The organism is Pseudomonas sp. AC136 (assembly GCF_979258585.1).
Genome location: NZ_OZ409865.1, coordinates 3,827,614 through 3,844,476 on the forward strand (window position 1 = coordinate 3,827,614; position 16,863 = coordinate 3,844,476).

General features: G+C 61.3%; 21 protein-coding genes. 9 read left to right on the plus strand and 12 right to left on the minus strand.

Annotated elements, in window-relative coordinates; translation table 11 throughout:
• Positions 1 to 84: 84 nt before the first annotated feature.
• A complete protein-coding gene (locus ACZZZU_RS17070; protein ID WP_463551264.1) occupies positions 85 to 531 on the minus strand; it encodes a DUF2141 domain-containing protein in 447 nt (148 codons plus the stop codon).
• 35 nt (positions 532 to 566) lie between these two features.
• On the opposite strand from ACZZZU_RS17070, the gene ACZZZU_RS17075 reads away from it, so the two are divergent.
• From ACZZZU_RS17075 to darH, 4 genes are all read left to right on the plus strand, one after another.
• A complete protein-coding gene (locus ACZZZU_RS17075) occupies positions 567 to 1,484 on the plus strand; it encodes a dialkylrecorsinol condensing enzyme (RefSeq protein WP_463551265.1) in 918 nt (305 codons plus the stop codon).
• A gap of 63 nt (positions 1,485 to 1,547) precedes the next feature.
• Positions 1,548 to 2,705: a beta-ketoacyl-ACP synthase III gene (locus tag ACZZZU_RS17080; protein ID WP_463551266.1), complete on the plus strand. Its 1,158-nt coding sequence runs from the start codon at positions 1,548 to 1,550 to the stop codon at positions 2,703 to 2,705.
• Entirely contained in the window at positions 2,695 to 3,138 is a 444-nt protein-coding gene (locus tag ACZZZU_RS17085; RefSeq protein ID WP_463551267.1) for a DarG family dialkylresorcinol biosynthesis protein, read from the plus strand. The genes ACZZZU_RS17080 and ACZZZU_RS17085 overlap by 11 nt, the downstream gene beginning before the upstream one ends.
• Positions 3,135 to 4,133, plus strand: a complete 999-nt coding sequence (gene darH / locus ACZZZU_RS17090; RefSeq protein ID WP_463551268.1) for a BtrH-related acyltransferase DarH — start codon at positions 3,135 to 3,137, stop codon at positions 4,131 to 4,133. Before ACZZZU_RS17085 ends, darH begins: the two co-directional genes overlap by 4 nt.
• A gap of 124 nt (positions 4,134 to 4,257) precedes the next feature.
• On the opposite strand, the gene ACZZZU_RS17095 is transcribed toward darH, so the two are convergent.
• Genes ACZZZU_RS17095 through ACZZZU_RS17120 form a run of 6 tightly spaced genes read right to left on the minus strand, consistent with a single transcriptional unit; the run spans position 4,258 to position 8,649 of the window.
• Complete coding sequence (locus ACZZZU_RS17095) at positions 4,258 to 4,821, minus strand: hypothetical protein (protein WP_463551269.1); 564 nt, start codon at positions 4,819 to 4,821, stop codon at positions 4,258 to 4,260.
• Positions 4,818 to 5,936: a beta-ketoacyl synthase N-terminal-like domain-containing protein gene (locus tag ACZZZU_RS17100; protein ID WP_463551270.1), complete on the minus strand. Its 1,119-nt coding sequence runs from the start codon at positions 5,934 to 5,936 to the stop codon at positions 4,818 to 4,820. The genes ACZZZU_RS17095 and ACZZZU_RS17100 overlap by 4 nt, the downstream gene beginning before the upstream one ends.
• Positions 5,933 to 6,199 carry an acyl carrier protein gene (locus ACZZZU_RS17105; protein WP_122453878.1) on the minus strand — a complete coding sequence of 89 codons (267 nt, stop codon included), beginning with the start codon at positions 6,197 to 6,199 and terminating at the stop codon, positions 5,933 to 5,935. Before ACZZZU_RS17105 ends, ACZZZU_RS17100 begins: the two co-directional genes overlap by 4 nt.
• On the minus strand, positions 6,181 to 7,368 hold the full coding sequence (locus ACZZZU_RS17110; protein WP_463551271.1) for an ABC transporter permease: 1,188 nt from the start codon (positions 7,366 to 7,368) through the stop codon (positions 6,181 to 6,183). Before ACZZZU_RS17110 ends, ACZZZU_RS17105 begins: the two co-directional genes overlap by 19 nt.
• Positions 7,365 to 8,249 carry an ABC transporter ATP-binding protein gene (locus ACZZZU_RS17115; RefSeq protein WP_463551272.1) on the minus strand — a complete coding sequence of 295 codons (885 nt, stop codon included), beginning with the start codon at positions 8,247 to 8,249 and terminating at the stop codon, positions 7,365 to 7,367. Before ACZZZU_RS17115 ends, ACZZZU_RS17110 begins: the two co-directional genes overlap by 4 nt.
• Complete coding sequence (locus tag ACZZZU_RS17120; protein WP_463384597.1) at positions 8,242 to 8,649, minus strand: beta-hydroxyacyl-ACP dehydratase; 408 nt, start codon at positions 8,647 to 8,649, stop codon at positions 8,242 to 8,244. The genes ACZZZU_RS17115 and ACZZZU_RS17120 overlap by 8 nt, the downstream gene beginning before the upstream one ends.
• Positions 8,650 to 8,757: 108 nt before the next feature.
• On the opposite strand from ACZZZU_RS17120, the gene ACZZZU_RS17125 reads away from it, so the two are divergent.
• The gene (locus tag ACZZZU_RS17125; protein ID WP_122493508.1) at positions 8,758 to 9,312 is read left to right on the plus strand and encodes a methyltransferase family protein; all 555 of its coding nucleotides are present in this window, start codon (positions 8,758 to 8,760) and stop codon (positions 9,310 to 9,312) included.
• Between the two features lie 109 nt (positions 9,313 to 9,421).
• Here the strand turns inward: ACZZZU_RS17125 and rimK are convergent, their stop codons facing one another.
• Both rimK and rimB read right to left on the minus strand, forming a co-directional pair.
• On the minus strand, positions 9,422 to 10,324 hold the full coding sequence (rimK, locus tag ACZZZU_RS17130) for a 30S ribosomal protein S6--L-glutamate ligase (RefSeq protein ID WP_122493507.1): 903 nt from the start codon (positions 10,322 to 10,324) through the stop codon (positions 9,422 to 9,424).
• Positions 10,321 to 10,800, minus strand: a complete 480-nt coding sequence (rimB, locus tag ACZZZU_RS17135) for a retropepsin-like aspartic endopeptidase RimB (RefSeq protein ID WP_122454126.1) — start codon at positions 10,798 to 10,800, stop codon at positions 10,321 to 10,323. The genes rimK and rimB overlap by 4 nt, the downstream gene beginning before the upstream one ends.
• Before the next feature lie 105 nt (positions 10,801 to 10,905).
• Here rimB and ACZZZU_RS17140 point away from each other — a divergent pair, with 105 nt between their 5' ends.
• The 4 genes from ACZZZU_RS17140 to ACZZZU_RS17155 all read left to right on the plus strand — a co-directional run bounded on the left by ACZZZU_RS17140 (position 10,906) and on the right by ACZZZU_RS17155 (position 14,614).
• Positions 10,906 to 11,307 carry a S4 domain-containing protein gene (locus ACZZZU_RS17140; RefSeq protein WP_122493506.1) on the plus strand — a complete coding sequence of 134 codons (402 nt, stop codon included), beginning with the start codon at positions 10,906 to 10,908 and terminating at the stop codon, positions 11,305 to 11,307.
• A 125-nt stretch (positions 11,308 to 11,432) separates the two neighbouring features.
• Complete coding sequence (gene hslO, locus ACZZZU_RS17145; RefSeq protein ID WP_463551273.1) at positions 11,433 to 12,320, plus strand: Hsp33 family molecular chaperone HslO; 888 nt, start codon at positions 11,433 to 11,435, stop codon at positions 12,318 to 12,320.
• A gap of 153 nt (positions 12,321 to 12,473) precedes the next feature.
• The gene (locus ACZZZU_RS17150; RefSeq protein ID WP_463384600.1) at positions 12,474 to 14,018 is read left to right on the plus strand and encodes a phosphoenolpyruvate carboxykinase; all 1,545 of its coding nucleotides are present in this window, start codon (positions 12,474 to 12,476) and stop codon (positions 14,016 to 14,018) included.
• A gap of 173 nt (positions 14,019 to 14,191) precedes the next feature.
• Positions 14,192 to 14,614 (plus strand): HPF/RaiA family ribosome-associated protein, encoded by a 423-nt coding sequence (locus ACZZZU_RS17155; protein WP_463540943.1) that lies wholly within the window; start codon positions 14,192 to 14,194, stop codon positions 14,612 to 14,614.
• Between the two features lie 75 nt (positions 14,615 to 14,689).
• On the opposite strand, the gene ACZZZU_RS17160 is transcribed toward ACZZZU_RS17155, so the two are convergent.
• From ACZZZU_RS17160 to ACZZZU_RS17170, 3 genes are all read right to left on the minus strand, one after another.
• Positions 14,690 to 14,899 carry a YgdI/YgdR family lipoprotein gene (locus ACZZZU_RS17160; protein WP_122453887.1) on the minus strand — a complete coding sequence of 70 codons (210 nt, stop codon included), beginning with the start codon at positions 14,897 to 14,899 and terminating at the stop codon, positions 14,690 to 14,692.
• A gap of 144 nt (positions 14,900 to 15,043) precedes the next feature.
• A complete protein-coding gene (locus ACZZZU_RS17165) occupies positions 15,044 to 15,538 on the minus strand; it encodes a hypothetical protein (protein ID WP_463384602.1) in 495 nt (164 codons plus the stop codon).
• A gap of 291 nt (positions 15,539 to 15,829) precedes the next feature.
• Complete coding sequence (locus ACZZZU_RS17170) at positions 15,830 to 16,741, minus strand: LysR family transcriptional regulator (protein WP_463551274.1); 912 nt, start codon at positions 16,739 to 16,741, stop codon at positions 15,830 to 15,832.
• Positions 16,742 to 16,863 lie beyond the last annotated feature (122 nt).

The following is a 16,863-nucleotide window of genomic DNA, read 5'->3' on the forward strand; positions in this document are numbered from 1 at the left end:
CAAGGGAACCTGTAGGAGCGGCTTTAGCCGCGATGCTCTCGACGCTAAAAGCTCGAGGCTAAAGCCTCTCCTACACGAGCCGCGTTATTGCTTGGGCTCTTTCGCCTTTAGCTGGATCTGCACCTGCGTATCCCCAGCCCCATGTTCAAACCCGCACTTGAGCGGCGTCGGCTTGCCGAGCAGTAACGAGGGGTTGCTGGAAAAGCCGACCGGCTCCAGTGGAATGCCGCGCGGGCTGAGGTCGAGCTGGCCGTTGCCGTTGGTGTCCTGAAACACCTGCAGCGCATAGCGCCCCGGCGGCAAATTGCGCAGTCGCACCGTCGAGTCCTGGCTGTGAACTTCGCGCAGCACCGTTTGCGGCCACTCTTTCTGATCGGCAAAGACCAAGGCGACACCCAGTTCGCCATCGGCCTTAACGCCGTCGATGCTGACCACAATGTCGCCAGCCCAGGCCTGCGCCCCGACGAGTAACAGGAACAAGCCGGCAGTTCTGGCGAGCGTGGCTACGGGCGTATGAATTCTCTGTGGCATAATTCCGACACTTTGTTGCAAGGATTGCGCGCGCTATGCGTCAGGTGTTGGTGGTTCACTATTCGCAAACAGGGCAGTTGAGCCGGCTGGTTAATGCCGTGTGCGGACCTCTGTTGCAGCGCGACGACGTTCAGGTGGACTTTCTGGCCATCGAGCCGGCGCAACCTTACCCGTTTCCCTGGCCCTTTCTCAGCTTTTTCCGAATCTTCCCGGAAACCGTGCTGATGCGCGCCCAGCCCTTAAAACCACTGACCGTCGATGCCGCAAAACGTTACGACTTAGTCATCCTCGCCTATCAGGTGTGGTTCCTCACGCCCTCGCTGCCTATCACCAGTTTTCTCGCCACGCCGCAAGCGGCGCAGTTGCTGCGCGACACGCCGGTGGTCACGGTAATTGGCTGCCGCAACATGTGGCTGATGGCGCAGGAAAAACTCAAAGCGCGACTTACCGAACTGGGCGCACGCCTGCTCGACAACGTGGCGCTGACCGACGCCTGCGGCACCGCCGCCAGCTTTCTGTCGACGCCGTTGTGGATGTTCACCGGCCGGCAGAAACCCTACAGCTGGGTGCCGCGCGCCGGTATCGATGAGGCCGAAATTGCCGCCTCCAGCCGCTTTGGCGAGGCCATTGCCCGTCGCTTGACCGCTGATGACAAGCCCCTGCGCGAACCGATGCTGCAAGGGCTGGGCGCGGTGCGCGTGGACGAAAAATTGATCGGCAGCGAAACCGTGGGCAACCGCAGCTTCCAACTGTGGAGCCGCCTGCTCGCCGCCATCGGCCCCCAGCAAAGCCTGCGTCGCGGCCTGGGCTTGGTGGTGTACGTGGTGTTTTTGCTGTGCCTGATCGTGACCGTGGTGCCCTTGGGCGCCGTGCTGAAAAAACTCCTGGCGCCGGTATTCAAAACCCGCACCCAACGACAGAAAGCTTATTTTGCCGGCCCATCCGGTGAGTGAAGAGCGCATCGCCGGTGGTTATTGCACCGTGCCGCGCGCCCTGAAGTGACTCGAGGACGTCCCGTGGTTCAACCCGTATTCATCAACCGCATCAGCGCCTACCTGCCCCATGACGCTGTCGACAACGACACCATGGAAGCGCGCCTGGGCATGGTCGGCCCGCGCCCCTCGCGCGCGCGCAAGCTGGTGCTGCGCAGCAATGGCATTCAGCAACGCCACTACGTGATCGACCCCGCCACTGGCGAGCCGAGCATGACCAACGCCCAAGTCAGCGCCGCCGCCATTCGTGGCTTGGCCGGTAATGGCTTTGAGCTTGAGCAGCTCGACTGCCTGGTGGCCAGCAGCTCGTCACCGGACCAGGTCATGCCCAACCACGCCGTCATGGTGCATGGCGAGCTGGGCAATCCGCCGTGCGAAGTGGTGTCCACCGCCGGCATTTGCCTGTGCGGCATGACCGCCCTGAAATACGCCTGGCTCAGTGTCGCCAGCGGCGAGAGCCGCAACGCGGTGGCCTGTGGCTCGGAGGTGGCCTCGGTATTGATGCAGGCAAAAAACTTCAACGCGGAATACGAGAGCCGGGTTGAAGAGCTGGAAAACCACCCGGAAATCGCCTTTGAAAAAGACTTTCTGCGCTGGATGCTTTCCGATGGCGCCGGCGCCGTGCTGGTGCAGCTGCAGCCCAACGCCAAGGGCCTGAGCCTGCGCATTGATTGGTTGGATATCTACTCGTTCGCCGACCAGATGCCGGCGTGCATGTATGCCGGCGCCGACATGCAAGACGGCCAGCTTACAGGCTGGAGCCGCTACGACGCCGACGAGCGTGGCCGCCGCTCGGTGATGGCGATCAAGCAGAACGTCAAACTGCTCAACGACAACATCGTCAAATACACCGTCGAGCAGGCGTTGCAGCGAATCATGTCCAAGCGCGCCTTGCATGCCGACGACATCGACCTGTTCCTGCCGCACTATTCCTCTGCCTTTTTCCGCGACCGCCTGGCGGTTGGCCTGGCCAACGCCGACCTGCCGATTCCCCAAGAGCGTTGGTTCACCAACCTCACCACCAAGGGCAACACCGGCGCGGCGTCGATTTTTATCATGCTCGAAGAGCTCTTTAACGGCGGCCGCCTGCACAGCGGTCAACGCTTGCTCTGCTACGTGCCGGAAAGCGGGCGTTTCTCCAGTGCGTTTATGCACCTGACGGTGGTTGGCCATGAAGCTTGATGAAGTGCCGCAAGACCACAGTTCTACCTACGGCGGGCACAGCAAGTTGGTCTACGCCGTGGATGCCGACGGTCATTACCAAGGCTTGCAGAGCGATGGCTGGGAGCCCGAAGCCTTCGCCACGCAATTGGCCGTGGAAGAGCTTGAAGGTCTCGAAGCCGACGCCCACGCCGCCTGGCAACGTGGAGAGTTGTCGGCTCTGAAATTTCTGATGTACCGCTACCGCCTGGATGAACCGGCGCTCGCGCAAATTACCGGGCTGTGGCAATGGCGTATTCGCCGGCACTTTCGTCCGGCTGTTTACCGGGGGCTGTCGGCCGCCATTCTGGCCCGCTATGCCGACGCGTTCGGTTTGCCGCTGGCCGACTTGACCCAATATCAGCAATCCAAGAGTCAGCACTCCAACAATCAGCACACCAAGGATCCGGTATGAGCAGCTTCCAACACCGCCAGAGCGCCCACTGTGAAAGCGGTGTAATGGCCAGTCTGCTGACCCATGCCGGTCTGCCGATGAGCGAGCCGATGGCCTTTGGCTTGGCCTCGGGCCTGGCGTTCGCCTACCTGCCCATCGTCAAGCTCAGCGGCATGCCGCTGATTGCCTACCGGATGCCGCCCAAGTACCTGATCAAAACCTTGAGCAAACGCCTGGGCGCCAAGCTGCACACGCAAACCTTCAGCAAGCCTGAACAGGGCCGCCTGGCCCTCGACGCTGCGTTGGACGGCGGCCGCCTGGCCGGTCTGCAAAGCTCAGTGTTCTGGCTGCCGTACTTTCCGCCAGAGATGCGCTTTCACTTCAACGCCCACAACCTGCTGGCTTACGGGCGTGAAGGCAACGAGTACCTGATCAGCGACCCGGTGTTCGAAGAGCCGGTGCGCTGCGCCGCCGAAGACCTGCAAAAAGCCCGCTTTGCCAAAGGCGCGTTGGCCGCCAAAGGCCTGATGTACTGGCTCGACGACGTGCCACTTGAGCAAGACTGGAACCGCCTGATTCGCCAGAGCGTACTGTCGACCACGCGCATTCTTGACGGCATGCCGCTGCCCTGGATCGGCGTGCGCGGCATTCAGCATCTGGCCAGCAAAGTCGAACAGCTCGACCCGAGCCAGGTGAAATACAACCGCCTGTACCTCACCCACATCGTGCGCATGCAAGAAGAAATCGGCACCGGCGGCGCCGGTTTTCGCTTTATGTACGCGAGCTTTTTGCAGGAAGCGGGGGAGAAGCTGGGCGATGCCAGCTTGCAGGAAGCGTCGGTGCAACTGACCGCCATTGGCGACAACTGGCGGCAATTTGCCTCGGCGTGCGTGCGTGCGTGCCGGAGTAAAACCGAGGCACCGAATTTTGCGCCGATTGCGGATTCGTTGCGGGCGATTGCGGTGCAGGAAAGGGGGTTGATGAAAGAGTTGGGGGCGTGGGCCAAGCGTAAATAGGCGTCTGCCCTGGCCCTCTCCCCCGGCCCCTCTCCCGCGCGCGGGCGAGGGGTGACGTCTCCCGGCGAACTTCGATCAGCTCCCTCTCCCGCCTGCGGGAGAGGGTTGGGGAGAGGGCAGCGGTTTAAAGCGTTACGTTCAAATCCAGCCGCTCCACCGCAACCCCACGCACCAGCTCATCAAACCCGCCAGCAGCCACGCCATCCCCTTCCACCAACACACCTTGCACACAAAACCCCTCCTGCTCATCCACCACAATCAACAGCGCCTGGCTAACCACGCCATCGGCCAGATCGGTGCGCGCGAGCCCCAGCAGTTGTGACCACACCCGCGGCCCGGCACCAATAAACAGGTTGGGTCCGTCCAGCCCCAGTTGCTGCGCTACGTGAAAGCCGGCCGCGTTGCTCACGCTGTTAACGAACTCGAAGGGTTTGGGTTGTTTGTGATGGGCGCAGACCGCTTCCAGCAACGCGATCATGGTTGGGCGTGCCGGGTGCCGGGAGGCCAGGTACAAGCCGCAATCGCGGCGCACGTGTTGCTTGATCGCGGCGGCGGCGAGCAGGGCCTGGAAGATCAGGCGGTCGATGCGGCGTGGTGGGGTGCTTAGCCATTGGCTTAGCGCGGCTTTCAGGTCTTTGTCAGTGACGCCCGACGAGCCGCGAATTTCACTGGCTGCAATTACGTTCATTGCGGTTCTCCAGCGGCGCAGCACTGCATAACAAGGGTGGCGTTGTTGCCGCCGAAGCCAAAGAAATTGGCCAGCACAATGGCGTCTTCCGCCAAAGCAATCGGCTCGCCGCTCAGGGGCAGGCTCGCCGCGTCGGCGTAGTCCAGACCGGGCAATGCCGCGTGTTGCAAAGCGTGCATCAGCAGCAGGGTTTCGCTCACGCCGCAGGCGCCGAGGGTGTGGCCGAGCCACGGCTTGAGCACGCACAGCGCCGGCATGTGTTCGCCATACAGGCTGAGCATGCCGTTGCCTTCGGCGTGGTCGTTGGCTTGGGTGGCGGTGCCGTGCAGTTTCACCAGGGCCACCTCGCTTGCGCTGCGGTCGGCGCTGCGCAAGGCCTGCTGCATTACCCAGTCGATATGGCTGCCGTCTTCGCGAGTGGTGGTCAGGCTGGTGGTGTCGCACGCGCTGAAGCCGCCGAGCAGACGAGCCAGCGGTGCGTCGCCAGGCTGCAACGCGAGCAGGGCGGCGGCGTAGGTTTCGCCGAGCACCAGGCCGTCGCGTTGCGGGTGGAACGGGCGGTAGTCGCCGCTGGGACTGAGCAAGTCGAGGGCGCCGAAGCCTTGCATGGCCAACGCGCTTGGGGTTTCAAAGGCGATGACGACGGCGCGGGAAAATTGCCCGCCTGACAACAAGCGAGCACCGTACAGCAGGCCATTGGCCGCGCTGGTGCAGGCGGTGTTGAGGGTGAAGGCGTCGGCAAAACCCCAGCGCTCGCGCAGCTGCTCGGCGACGCGGTCGAGCGAGGTGGAGTTGTCTGGCAGGAAGTGGCCTTGGGCGCGGGCCTGCGCTTCCAGTTCGGTGATGTCGAGGCTGGTGCTGGCGACGATCAGCAAGCAATCGTCCAGCGCGCTATGGCCGTAGCCGAGGGTTTCGCTCAGCAACCGATCCATGCGCGCGTCGAAATCTTCGGCGTTGCCGGCTACGTGCAGGTAGGTGCGCGGTTGCTGCAACTCATGCAGCAAAAACGGCTGGCCTTGCGGGTGCACGCCTTGGCTCAGGGCCAGGCTGGCACTGGCCAAGGTGTCGCCGAGCGCGCATTGCAGGGCGCCGCGTTGCAGGTAAACCGGCGTCACTGCGCTTGCCTGATATAGGCGGCGATGGTGGCGATGGTGTTGAGAATGCGCCGGCCGTCTTTCGCCCCTTCAATGCGCACGCCGTAGTGCTGTTGCAGGGCAAGCGACACTTGCAGCGCATCAAGGCTGTCCATTTGAATGCGGCTTTTGGGGCCGAACAGCGGCTCATCGTCGGCAATGCTTTGCCAGTCGATATCGTCTTCCTTGTCGCATTCACGGATCAGCAATTGCTTGAGCTGTTGTTCTAGTAGTGTGTGGTCCATTGCGTGTGCTGCACTCGCTGCTTGAACAGATACAGCCCCACCGTTCCCAGCACTGCGGCAAGCAGCAGCAGGCGAAGGCAGTAAGGCGCGATGTCGGCCAGTGAGCCATGGCCCACCAGCAACGTGAGAAAGGCGTCCAGCGCCCAGCTCATGGGTGAAACGTTGGCCACCTGGGCCATGGCCGCCGGCATCACGCTTTTGGGCACCATGATGCCGCCGATGGCCGCTAACAAAATATTCATACCGCCGCCCAGCAACAGCGCTTGTTCAGCACTGCGGGCCAACGCCGCCAGCAACAGGCCGAGGCAACTGGTGGTCAGCGCAATGCTAAGCGCGAGCACGCCGTACGCCACGCCGTTGCCCGGCAAACTCAGCGGCTCCAGGCCCAGCAGTGGCAAGCCGTACACGCCCAACGCCAGCAGCGCGGCGAATTGCAGCAGGTTCAGCGCCATATATGGCAGCACTTTGCTCAGCACCAACGTGCTCAGGCTTAACCCTAGACAGCGCAAGCGCAGCAGCGTGCCGCTTTGTTGTTCGCGCTGAAAGCCACCGGCCATCGGCAGCACGACGAAGAACATGCCGAAAATCAGCCACGCCGGCACGCTCATTTGCGTGGCGTTGGCCTGGGCACTGAGGTCGCCGTTGGCTAACTGCTGCTGCTCGTCGATCTGGCTTTGCGTGCGCTGCTGCACCAGCGCCAGGCGTTCGGCGGCGCTCAGTTGCGGGTCGATGGCGCCGCTGTCTTGCAGGTAGGCGAGCAGCCGGGTTTGCGCCAGCGCGATGCTCACGGCGCTGTGCAAACGCTGGCGCGACAAGCGATCAAACTGCGCTGGGAAACTAAGGCTCGGACCCTGGTGCGGCGCAGTCAGCAGCGTTTCGGAAAAATCGTCGGCCAACCGCACGGTCGCGACGCCCGTTGCCCGGCCGGAGCCGATCTGGCTATCCGGCAATTGCGCCTGCAAAGCGGTGCGAAAGAAGGCGCTGGCCTCGCTGGCTTGCGGGGCGTCCAGGCTCAGCTGTAAGGGCGGCAGGCGGTCTTGCATATAGCTCGACATCGCGCCGGCCATCAGCAGCAGAAACAGCGCCGGCATGATGAACAGCACGGCCAGGGCGTGAGGGTCGCGTGCCAGCAGCAACGCCTCTTTACGAATCAGCGCGAGCAGTCTCATAGCTGGCCCCCGTTCAACCGCAGGTACAGCTGCTCCAGCGAGGGACGACCGAAACGCATCACAGTGGGCAGCGGAATTTGGCCGCTGACGAACTGACTGATGGCGGCAAACTGCTCGGCATTCAACGCCGCGATGCGCACGCCATGGGGCAGCATTTCAGCGCGCAGGTGCAGCGCGATCAGCAGTGCTTCGAAGCCTTCGGGAACGTGCTGCGGCCACTCCACCAGCAGGCCGTGGTCGGCGCCGAGCAGCGTGGAGGTGTCGAGGTCCAGGCGCACCTGGCCTTCGTGCAGCAGCACAATACGCTGCGCCACGCGCTCGACTTCTTCCAAGTAATGGCTGGTGTAGATCACCGCTTTGCCGCTGGCGGTCAGTTGCTCCACGGCGGCCAAGAGTAGTTGCCGGCTCTGGGCATCGACTCCAACCGTGGCTTCGTCGAACAGGTACACCTGGGCCGGTTGCAGCAAACCGATGGCGAAATTCAACCGTCGTTGTTCGCCGCCGGAAAGGCTATCGGCGCGGCGATTGAGCTTGTCGGCCAGGCCGGTGCATTCCACGCACATCGCCAATCGCTCACGACGCTCACTGCCGCGCAGGCGGTACAGGTCGGCAAACAGATGGAGGTTTTCACCGACCTTCAGGCCCGCATAAAACGCCAACTGCTGCGGCACCAGCGCCAGGCTGCGCGGGCCTTCCCAAACGATTTCCCCTTGCTGCGTGGCCAGCACATTGCTGAGCAGTGAGAGCAGGGTGGTTTTGCCGGCGCCGTTGCTGCCCAGCAGGCCCAGGCATTGGCCCGCTTGCAGTTGCAGGTCGATGCCGGACAAGGCCGCGCGGGTGGCGCCGGGGTAGCTATAACTGAGGGAGCGCAGTTCAAGCACGGACGAGCACCAGCAGCAGTTTGCCGTCCAGCAGCAGGTGGTCGCCCGCGTGAATGCTGAAGCCATACAAGGCGCCGGCCGGGCTGAGTGCTTCCTGGGTGGCTTCGACTAACAACTGGCCGTCGCGAGCACTCGGTTCATGGTGCAGGTGCAGCTGTGAGAGCTTGCCGACCAAGGCCATTTCGATGGCACTGTCGTCGCCGTATAAGGCACCATGCGCGCCGCACAATTGGGCGGCGGCTTCGAATAACAAGCACGGTGAAGCATCGGCACCGAACGCGGCCAGGTACTTCCATGCGCTCAAACCCTGGATGCGTTGAGCGTCATGGGCGAGCAGGCAATCCAGCCAGAGGGCGTTGCCCTGGTGGGGCAGCAGCGTGTGCAGTGCGGTGCGATCCATTGCCTGCCGGAGTCGAAATTTGGTGGGCCGGCAGTGTAACAGAGGGCCTGCAAGCGGCGCAGCGCCTGCGATAAGCGTGGCGCCGGGGCACGATAAAAGGAGAGGGATATGTGGCAACAATGGCTGGCGTTCGCCCTGGGGTCGGGCGTGCTGGTGGGCATTTCGTGGCGCTCTATGCGCCATCCGCAGTCACACGGTTTTTACCGTTTCTGGGCTTGGGAACTGATGCTGGCGCTGCTGGTGCTGAATGCGCCGGTGTGGTTTGTCGACCGATTTTCCTGGAACCAGGATGTGTCTTGGGTACTGCTGTTTTTGTCGCTGTGGACGCTCGGGCTCGGCGTATATCAGCTGCGCCGCGATGGCCGCCCGAGTACAGAAAAACGCACCGATGAAGAGCTGTTCACCTTCGAACGCACGTCGCAGTTGGTCACCGGCGGCATTTATGCGCTGATCCGCCATCCGCTGTTTTGCTCGCTGTTGCTGCTGGCGTGGGGCATCTGCTTTAAACAGGTGACGGTGCTCACCGTGCTGCTGGCGCTGGGCGCGAGTGTGTTTTTGTACCTGGCGGCCCGGCGCGATGAAGCCGAATGCACCGAGTTTTTTGGGCAGGCGTATCGCGAGTACATGCAGCGCACGAAGATGTTTGTGCCGTATGTGTTTTAAGGAACGTGCGGTTTTGTAGGAACGGCTGGGCGGCGTTTCGATCAGCCACGATGCTTTGCTTCAAGAGCATCGCGGCTAAAGCCGCTCCCACAAAAAAGGTTATGTCGCGTTAGCCTTTGCCTTTGGTGCGCACCATGTTCGGGCCGCCGTTTTCGAGGTGTTGAATGATGATGCTGCCGACGTCTTTGCCGGTGGTCACTTCAATGCCTTCGAGCCCGGGTGAGGAATTCACTTCCATCACCAGCGGGCCGTGGTTGGAGCGCAGGATGTCCACGCCTGCCACGCTAAGGCCCATCACCTTGGCGGCGCGGATGGCGGTCATGCGTTCTTCCGGGGTGATTTTGATCAGGCTGGCCGTGCCGCCACGGTGCAGGTTGGAGCGGAATTCGCCGGGCTTGGCCTGACGCTTCATGGAGGCGATCACTTTGTCGCCAACCACAAAGCAGCGAATATCGGCGCCGCCGGCTTCCTTTATATATTCCTGCACCATGATGTTTTGCTTCAGGCCCATAAAGGCCTCGATCACCGACTCCGCCGCCTTTTCGGTTTCACACAGCACCACGCCGATGCCTTGTGTGCCTTCGAGCACTTTGATCACCAACGGCGCGCCATTGACCATGCGGATCAGGTCGGGAATGTCATCGGGGGAGTGGGCAAAACCGGTCACCGGCAGGCCGATGCCTCGACGGGAAAGCAGTTGCAGCGAGCGCAGTTTGTCCCGCGAGCGGGCGATGGCCACCGACTCGTTAAGCGGGAACACGCCCATCATTTCAAACTGGCGCAGCACCGCGCAGCCATAAAAGGTGACCGAGGCGCCGATGCGCGGGATCACCGCATCGAAGCCTTCCAGCGGTTTGCCGCGGTAGTGAATCTGCGGCTTGTGGCTGGCGATGTTCATATAGGCGCGCAGGGTGTCGATCACCACCATTTCATGACCGCGCGCCTCTCCGGCTTCAACCAGGCGTCGGGTGGAATACAGACGCGGGTTACGCGACAGCACAGCGATCTTCATGCAGCACCTGTGGAAGTAGAGGAGGCCGGGAACGCCGGTTTGTCTTGGATGTAACTTAGGCCCGGATTGACCACCAGTTGGCCGTCAATCAGCGCTTTGGAACCGAGTAGCAAGCGATAGCGCATGGCCTTGCGACAGGCCAGGGTGAATTCCACCTGCCACACCCGATCGCCCAGTGCCAGGCTGGTGCGGATCACGTAGCGGCTTTGGGTCTGACCGTTGGAGCTCTTAATGGTTTTAACTGCTACAAGCGGCGCTTCGCAGCGTCGGTGACGCAGCTGCACCAAGGTGCCCAGGTGCGCGGTAAACCGAACCCAGGGCTGGCCATCGCGTTCAAATGGCAGAATGTCGGTGGCGTGCAGGCTGGAGGTGCTGGCGCCGGTGTCGACCTTGGCGCGCAAGCCGGCCACGCCAAGATCGGGCAGGGCAATCCATTCCCGCAGGCCGATTACCGTGAGTTGGTCGAACGTCTTCAAAGGCGGCATTCCCCAAGAGGTGATCGGATTCTAGCCGGGCAGTATGACAACCGCATCTGCCGATGCGGGTTACCGTAAGAGCGTCACGAAACCATAAGGCGATTCATGAAAGACAGCGACGACGACAACAAAGTACGCCTGGACAAATGGCTGTGGGCCGCGCGCTTTTTCAAAACCCGCGCGCAAGCCAAAGAAGCAATAGAAGGCGGCAAAGTGCATTGCCGGGGCGAGCGCTGCAAGCCCGGCAAGGAGCCGAAGGTTGGCGATGAAATACAAATCCGCATCGGCTTCGACGAGCGCACGGTGGTGGTGCAGGCATTGTCGGCCGTGCGCCGTGGTGCACCCGAAGCGCAGCTTTTATACAGCGAGACGGCCGAGAGCATCGCCCGTCGCGAAGAAGCCGCCGCGCAGCGCAAAGCCGGCAACATCGGCGTGGAAACCGATGGCCGGCCGAGCAAGAAACAGCGCCGTCAGCTATTCCAGTTCCGGGGTGATCGCGGCCTGTAGCCTACCGCCAATCGGCGCCTGTCAGTCATAGACGCGACCCGCACCCCTGATAGAGAAGACGCGCTTGGTCGCCGTTGGGCTTTGCGCATAAAATCGCCGGCCCTGGCAAAGGTTGCGAATCCGCTATGTCTGATTTTTCCCAACGCTTTATGTTCGATGACAGCGATGTGCGCGGCGAACTGGTGTCCCTCGGTGAAAGCTACGCCCACGTGCTGGCCAAACACCCCTACCCGGAACCGGTGGCGCAATTGCTCGGCGAGCTGCTGGCCGCGGCCGCGCTGCTGGTCGGCACCATGAAGTTCGATGGCTTGCTGGTATTGCAGGCGCGCAGCTCCGGCGCCGTGCCGTTGCTGATGGTGGAATGTTCGAGCAACCGCGAGCTGCGCGGCATCGCCCGTTACCACGAAGAGCAGATCACTCCCGACGCCGGCCTGCGTGAGCTGATGCCCGAAGGCGTGCTCACGCTTATCGTCGATCCCAGCAAAGGGCAGCGTTATCAAGGGATTGTTGGTCTCGACGGAATCAATTTGTCGGAATGCCTGTCTGACTACTTCGCGACATCTGAGCAACTGCCGACACGCTTCTGGCTCAACGCTGATGGACGTCGTGCCCGGGGCCTGCTTTTGCAGCAACTGCCGGCCGAACGCCTCACCGATCCGGAAGACCGCGCCGCCAGCTGGCAGCACGTCACCGTGCTGGCCGATACCTTGAGTGCCGAGGAGCAGCTGGGGTTGGACAACCCGACCTTGCTGCACCGTCTCTACCACGAGGAAACCCTGCGCCTGTTCGACCCGCAACCGCTGCAATTCAAATGCAGCTGCTCGCGGGACCGCTCAGCCAACGCACTGGTCAGTCTGGGCGAGGCGGATGCCGAAGCACTGCTGGTGGAAAGTGGCGGCAGCATCGTCATCGACTGCCAGTTCTGCAACGAGCGCTATGCGTTCGATGCGGCAGATGTCGCGCAGCTGTTCGCCGGTGGCGGGGTGAAATCCCCCTCCGATACTCGGCACTGATAATGCAGGGCGTTTAACGCCCAGTGAAGTGATAGAGGCTGCACCTGAATTGTGCTTTCTGGCATAATCCGGCCACTTTTTTAGATGTAGTAGTTTTTTGATCGTTACTACAAAACGTTTGGAGGCTCGGCTTCAGGCCGACGGGGACCCCATATGACGCAAGCCAATAACGCCGTTTATACCGACATTTCCGCCGCACAACTGGTTGAAGAAGCCATCCGTCGTGGCGAAGGCGAACTTGCCGCCAACGGCTCGCTGGTTGTTCGTACTGGCCACCGCACTGGCCGCTCGCCGGTCGACCGTTTCATCGTTGACGAACCCAGCACTTCTTCGGCTATTGCCTGGGGCCCGATCAACCGCAAGTTCCCTGCTGACAAGTTCGACGCCCTGTGGGAGCGCGTTGAAGCGTTCGCCGGCGCGACCGACCGTTTTGTCTCGCACGTGCATGTAGGCGCTGATCCAGCCCACTACCTGCCGGTGAAAATGACCACCACCACCGCCTGGCACAACCTGTTCGGCCGCTGCCTGTTCATTGAACCGGCCGCCTACAACCCGAGCAGCAAAACCGAGTGGCAAGTGCTCAACGTTCCAGGCTTCGAATGCGTACCTGAGCGTGACGGCACCAACTCCGACGGTTGCGTGATCCTCAACTTCGCCGCCAAGAAAGTGCTGATCGCTGGCATGCGCTACGCCGGCGAAATGAAGAAAGCCATGTTCTCCGTGCAGAACTTCCTGCTGCCGGCCGTTGACGTGCTGCCCATGCACTGCGCCGCCAACATCGGCGAAGAAGGCGACGTGACCTTGTTCTTCGGTCTGTCGGGCACTGGTAAAACCACCCTGTCGGCCGATGAAAGCCGTTACCTGATCGGTGACGACGAACACGGCTGGGGCGTTGGCAGTGTGTTCAACATCGAAGGCGGCTGCTACGCCAAGTGCATCGACCTGTCGCAGAAGAACGAGCCAGTAATCTGGAAAGCCATTCAGTTCGGCGCCGTACTGGAAAACGTTGTTCTCGACCCGGTTACCCGTCTGCCGAACTACGCCGACGACAGCCTGACTCAAAACAGCCGTGCTGCTTACCCGATCGAGCTGGTCGACAAGCGCTCCGAGAAAAACCTCGGCGGCGAGCCGAACGCTGTGATCTTCCTGACCTGCGACCTGACTGGCGTGCTGCCACCGGTGTCGATCCTCAACGAAGAGCAAGCGGCGTATCACTTCCTGTCGGGTTACACCGCACTGGTCGGCTCCACTGAAATGGGCTCGGGCGGCGGCATCAAGTCGACCTTCTCCACCTGCTTCGGCGCACCGTTCTTCCCGCGTCCGGCTGGCGAATACGCTGAGCTGCTGATCAAACGCATCCGTGGCTTCGGCTCCAAGGTTTACCTGGTTAACACCGGCTGGACTGGCGGCGGCTACGGCGTTGGTAACCGCTTCAACATCCCCACCACCCGTGGCGTGATTGCAGCGATTCAAAGCGGCGCGTTGATTGGCACCGAAACCGAACACCTGCCGATCATCAACCTCAACGTACCGAAATCGGTACCAGGCGTTGAAACCAAGCTGTTGAACCCGCGCAACACCTGGACCGATGGCAACGCTTACGACGAAGCTGCCAAAGGTCTGGCGCAACAGTTCATCGAGAACTTTAAGAAGTTTGAAGTTTCCGACGCCATCAAAAACGCTGGTCCTCAGTTGTAAGAGACCGCTGTTTTAAAAAGCCGCCTTCGGGCGGTTTTTTTATGGGCGCGGCAACCCTTGTGAGAGCACGCCCTGCATCAGAAACATCCCGCGCGACATACATCAGTGCTTTGCCTGAACCTTGCCTGTATACCTGGCCTCCAATACCTACAACCGTCGTAAACGAGGTAGCTATGCAAGTTCAAGTCAACAGTAACGATATGCAAGGCAGTGCCCGTCTCCAGGAGTGGGTAGGTGCAGCGGTAACGGATCGGCTGGAACGGTACGATGACTTTCTCACCCGGTTGGAAATTCACCTCAGCGATGAAAACGGCGCCAAGTCCGGTTCCGAAGACAAACGCTGCCAGATCGAGGCTCGCCCGAAAGGCCATCAGCCCATTTCGGTAACCCACAAAGCTGAATCGCTGGACCTGGCCGTTGAAGGCGCCGCCGAAAAAATGCGCCACGCCCTCGAACATTTGATGGGCCGCCTCGACGCGAAAACCGTGTCCACCGGCCACATGCCTACCGAGCTCAACGAAGACACAGGCGAGGACCCCGACGCGTTGTTGCAGGAAGAATTCCTCGCCAAGCAGGACGCACTTGGCAAAGATTGATGAGCACCGGCCGATATCAGCCGGCCATAAAAAAACCGCCTCCAGGGGCGGTTTTTTTTGCTCAGTGAATCGGCATTAACGCTCGATCAGTTGACGCACTTGGGTCTGCGGAATCTGTTGCGAATTGCCTTCGGCATCTTCGTATTCCAGCAGGCCGGTTTCTTCATCCAGCTCCGGCTTGCCTTGAGCATTGATCATTTGGCCGTCGGTGGTGTTGATAATGTAGTCGCTGGCGCAGCCGGAAAGGGTCAGCAAGCAGCAGGCAGCAAAGATCCACTTTTTCATGGTTGGTACTCCTTTAGGTAGGTCTACAACCATTGACCGGACGCTGCGCTAAAGGGTCCATGTTTTTCTGCGCGCCTTCACCGAGGCTAAAACCTCTCCACAAAAACGCGGCTTCTGTAGGAGAGGCTTTAGCCTCGATCGGGTTTAAGCCACCAATCCACGATTAAGCAGATCCGGCCCATTCTGCGTTTCTTGATAAACCGAAATCGCTTGGGTCGCGACTCGCGTCGTGACCTGATTGGGGTCAAGCCCGAAGGACTGTGGATTGTTGTCCACCTCCAACTGCTGACGTGCCAGGTTCTCGGGCGAGAAGGGGTTATTGATGTCGTCCTGCAATGCGTCAAAGGCTGCCTGACGTGCCTGCGCTAACTGATCTTGCAGCTCTTCGATCTGCTGCTGCCGGGCATCTCGCAATTCAGCCTGACGCTGTTGTTGCAGCTCCCGCTGTTCCTGCGCCCGCAACTCACGTTGCTCTTGCAGTTCCTGCTGACGGGCCAGTGCGGCTTCGTTGTTTGCCGCCAACCGCTCCGCCAGCGAGGTGGCTGCCGCCCCATCGGTTGGGGTGGTCTGGAACGGACTTCGCACTAACGGTGTGCTGGTGTAATAGGCGTTGTTCACGCTGTCGATGGCTAAGGGCATGACGTTCTCCCTGGTTTCATGGCCTGGGAACGTCAGTGTAAGTGCGGCTGGCGCGTGCCTTTAGGCGGATGTGGCATATGGAGCCAAAGCAGATGTTCTAGAACTTTTTCGCCGTATCGCTGACGGGCGTTTATCCAGCCAGCGCGCCGCTGCGCTTGATCGCCCACGGCTCGCGGCCTGTAGCGGATCGGTCGAAAAAGGCCGGGGAAAGCCGTTGATGTCGACTCGACGCTGCTCGCAACCCATGACCTGCGCCAGAACCCGACGAACGTCGCCCTTCCGGTTGCCGATTTAGTGCTCAGGCTTGCCGATTTGCATGATCTGCTCCACCAACCACTGCAACGCCGGGTCGCGCAAACGCTGCCCGAGATGAACGATTTCCAGGTGAAACGGCCCCAGCGGCATCGGCAAATCCCACAGCATTAACGGCAGCAGCTCGGCGAAATGTCGCGCCAGTTGGCTGGGCAGCACCGCCGCCAGCTCACTCGTCGCCACGATATGCGCCGCTTGCAAGTAGTTGGGCGTGGTGTAGGTGATGGTGCGGCTCAGGCCCTGTTCGCCCAGCCACTGGTCGACCATGCCGCGCGTTTGCCCGCCGTGTACCCAGAGGTGGCGCAGAGCCAGGAAGCGCTCTAGGTCGAGCGGTGCGTCATCGACAAAGAGCGGGTGCCCGGTACGCACGGCCAATTGCAGCGTTTCGCTCATCCAATGGCGGCGGGCGAAACGCGGGGGAATTTCTTCGAAGCGGCCGAGCACCAAGTCCAGCTCGCCTTTGTCCAGCGCCTCGCTGGGCAAGGTCGGGCTCAGGTGATGGATTTCGATACGAATACCCGGCGCCAGCCGACTAAGCTGCTCGATCAGGCGCGGCATGCAAATCAGCTCAACGTAGTCGGTCACGGCAATGTTGAACCGCTGTTTGCTGCGCGCCGGCTCGAAAATTTCGCCGGCGCTCAGGCTTTGTTCGATCTGCTGCAACGCCGCCCGGATCGGCCCCGCCAGCGCCTGCGCCCGGGGCGTTGGCTGCATGGCGCGACCAACGCGCACCAGCAGCGGATCGTCGAGCAGGACGCGCAGACGATTCAGCGCATTACTCACCGCCGGTTGGCTCAGGGACAAGCGTTCCGCCGCGCGGGAGACGTTGCATTCACGCAGCAACGCATCCAGCACGCGCAGCAAGTTGAGGTCGAAGGTGGAGATATTCATTGGGTGAATGCCAAATATCACAAGACTAAATTTCAAAAATAGTAGCGCTTTCCTTATGGTGTTGGGCGTTTTGTATTTGCGTGAGCGGCGCCCGCTACCTGCCCGCACCTGAACAATAAGGA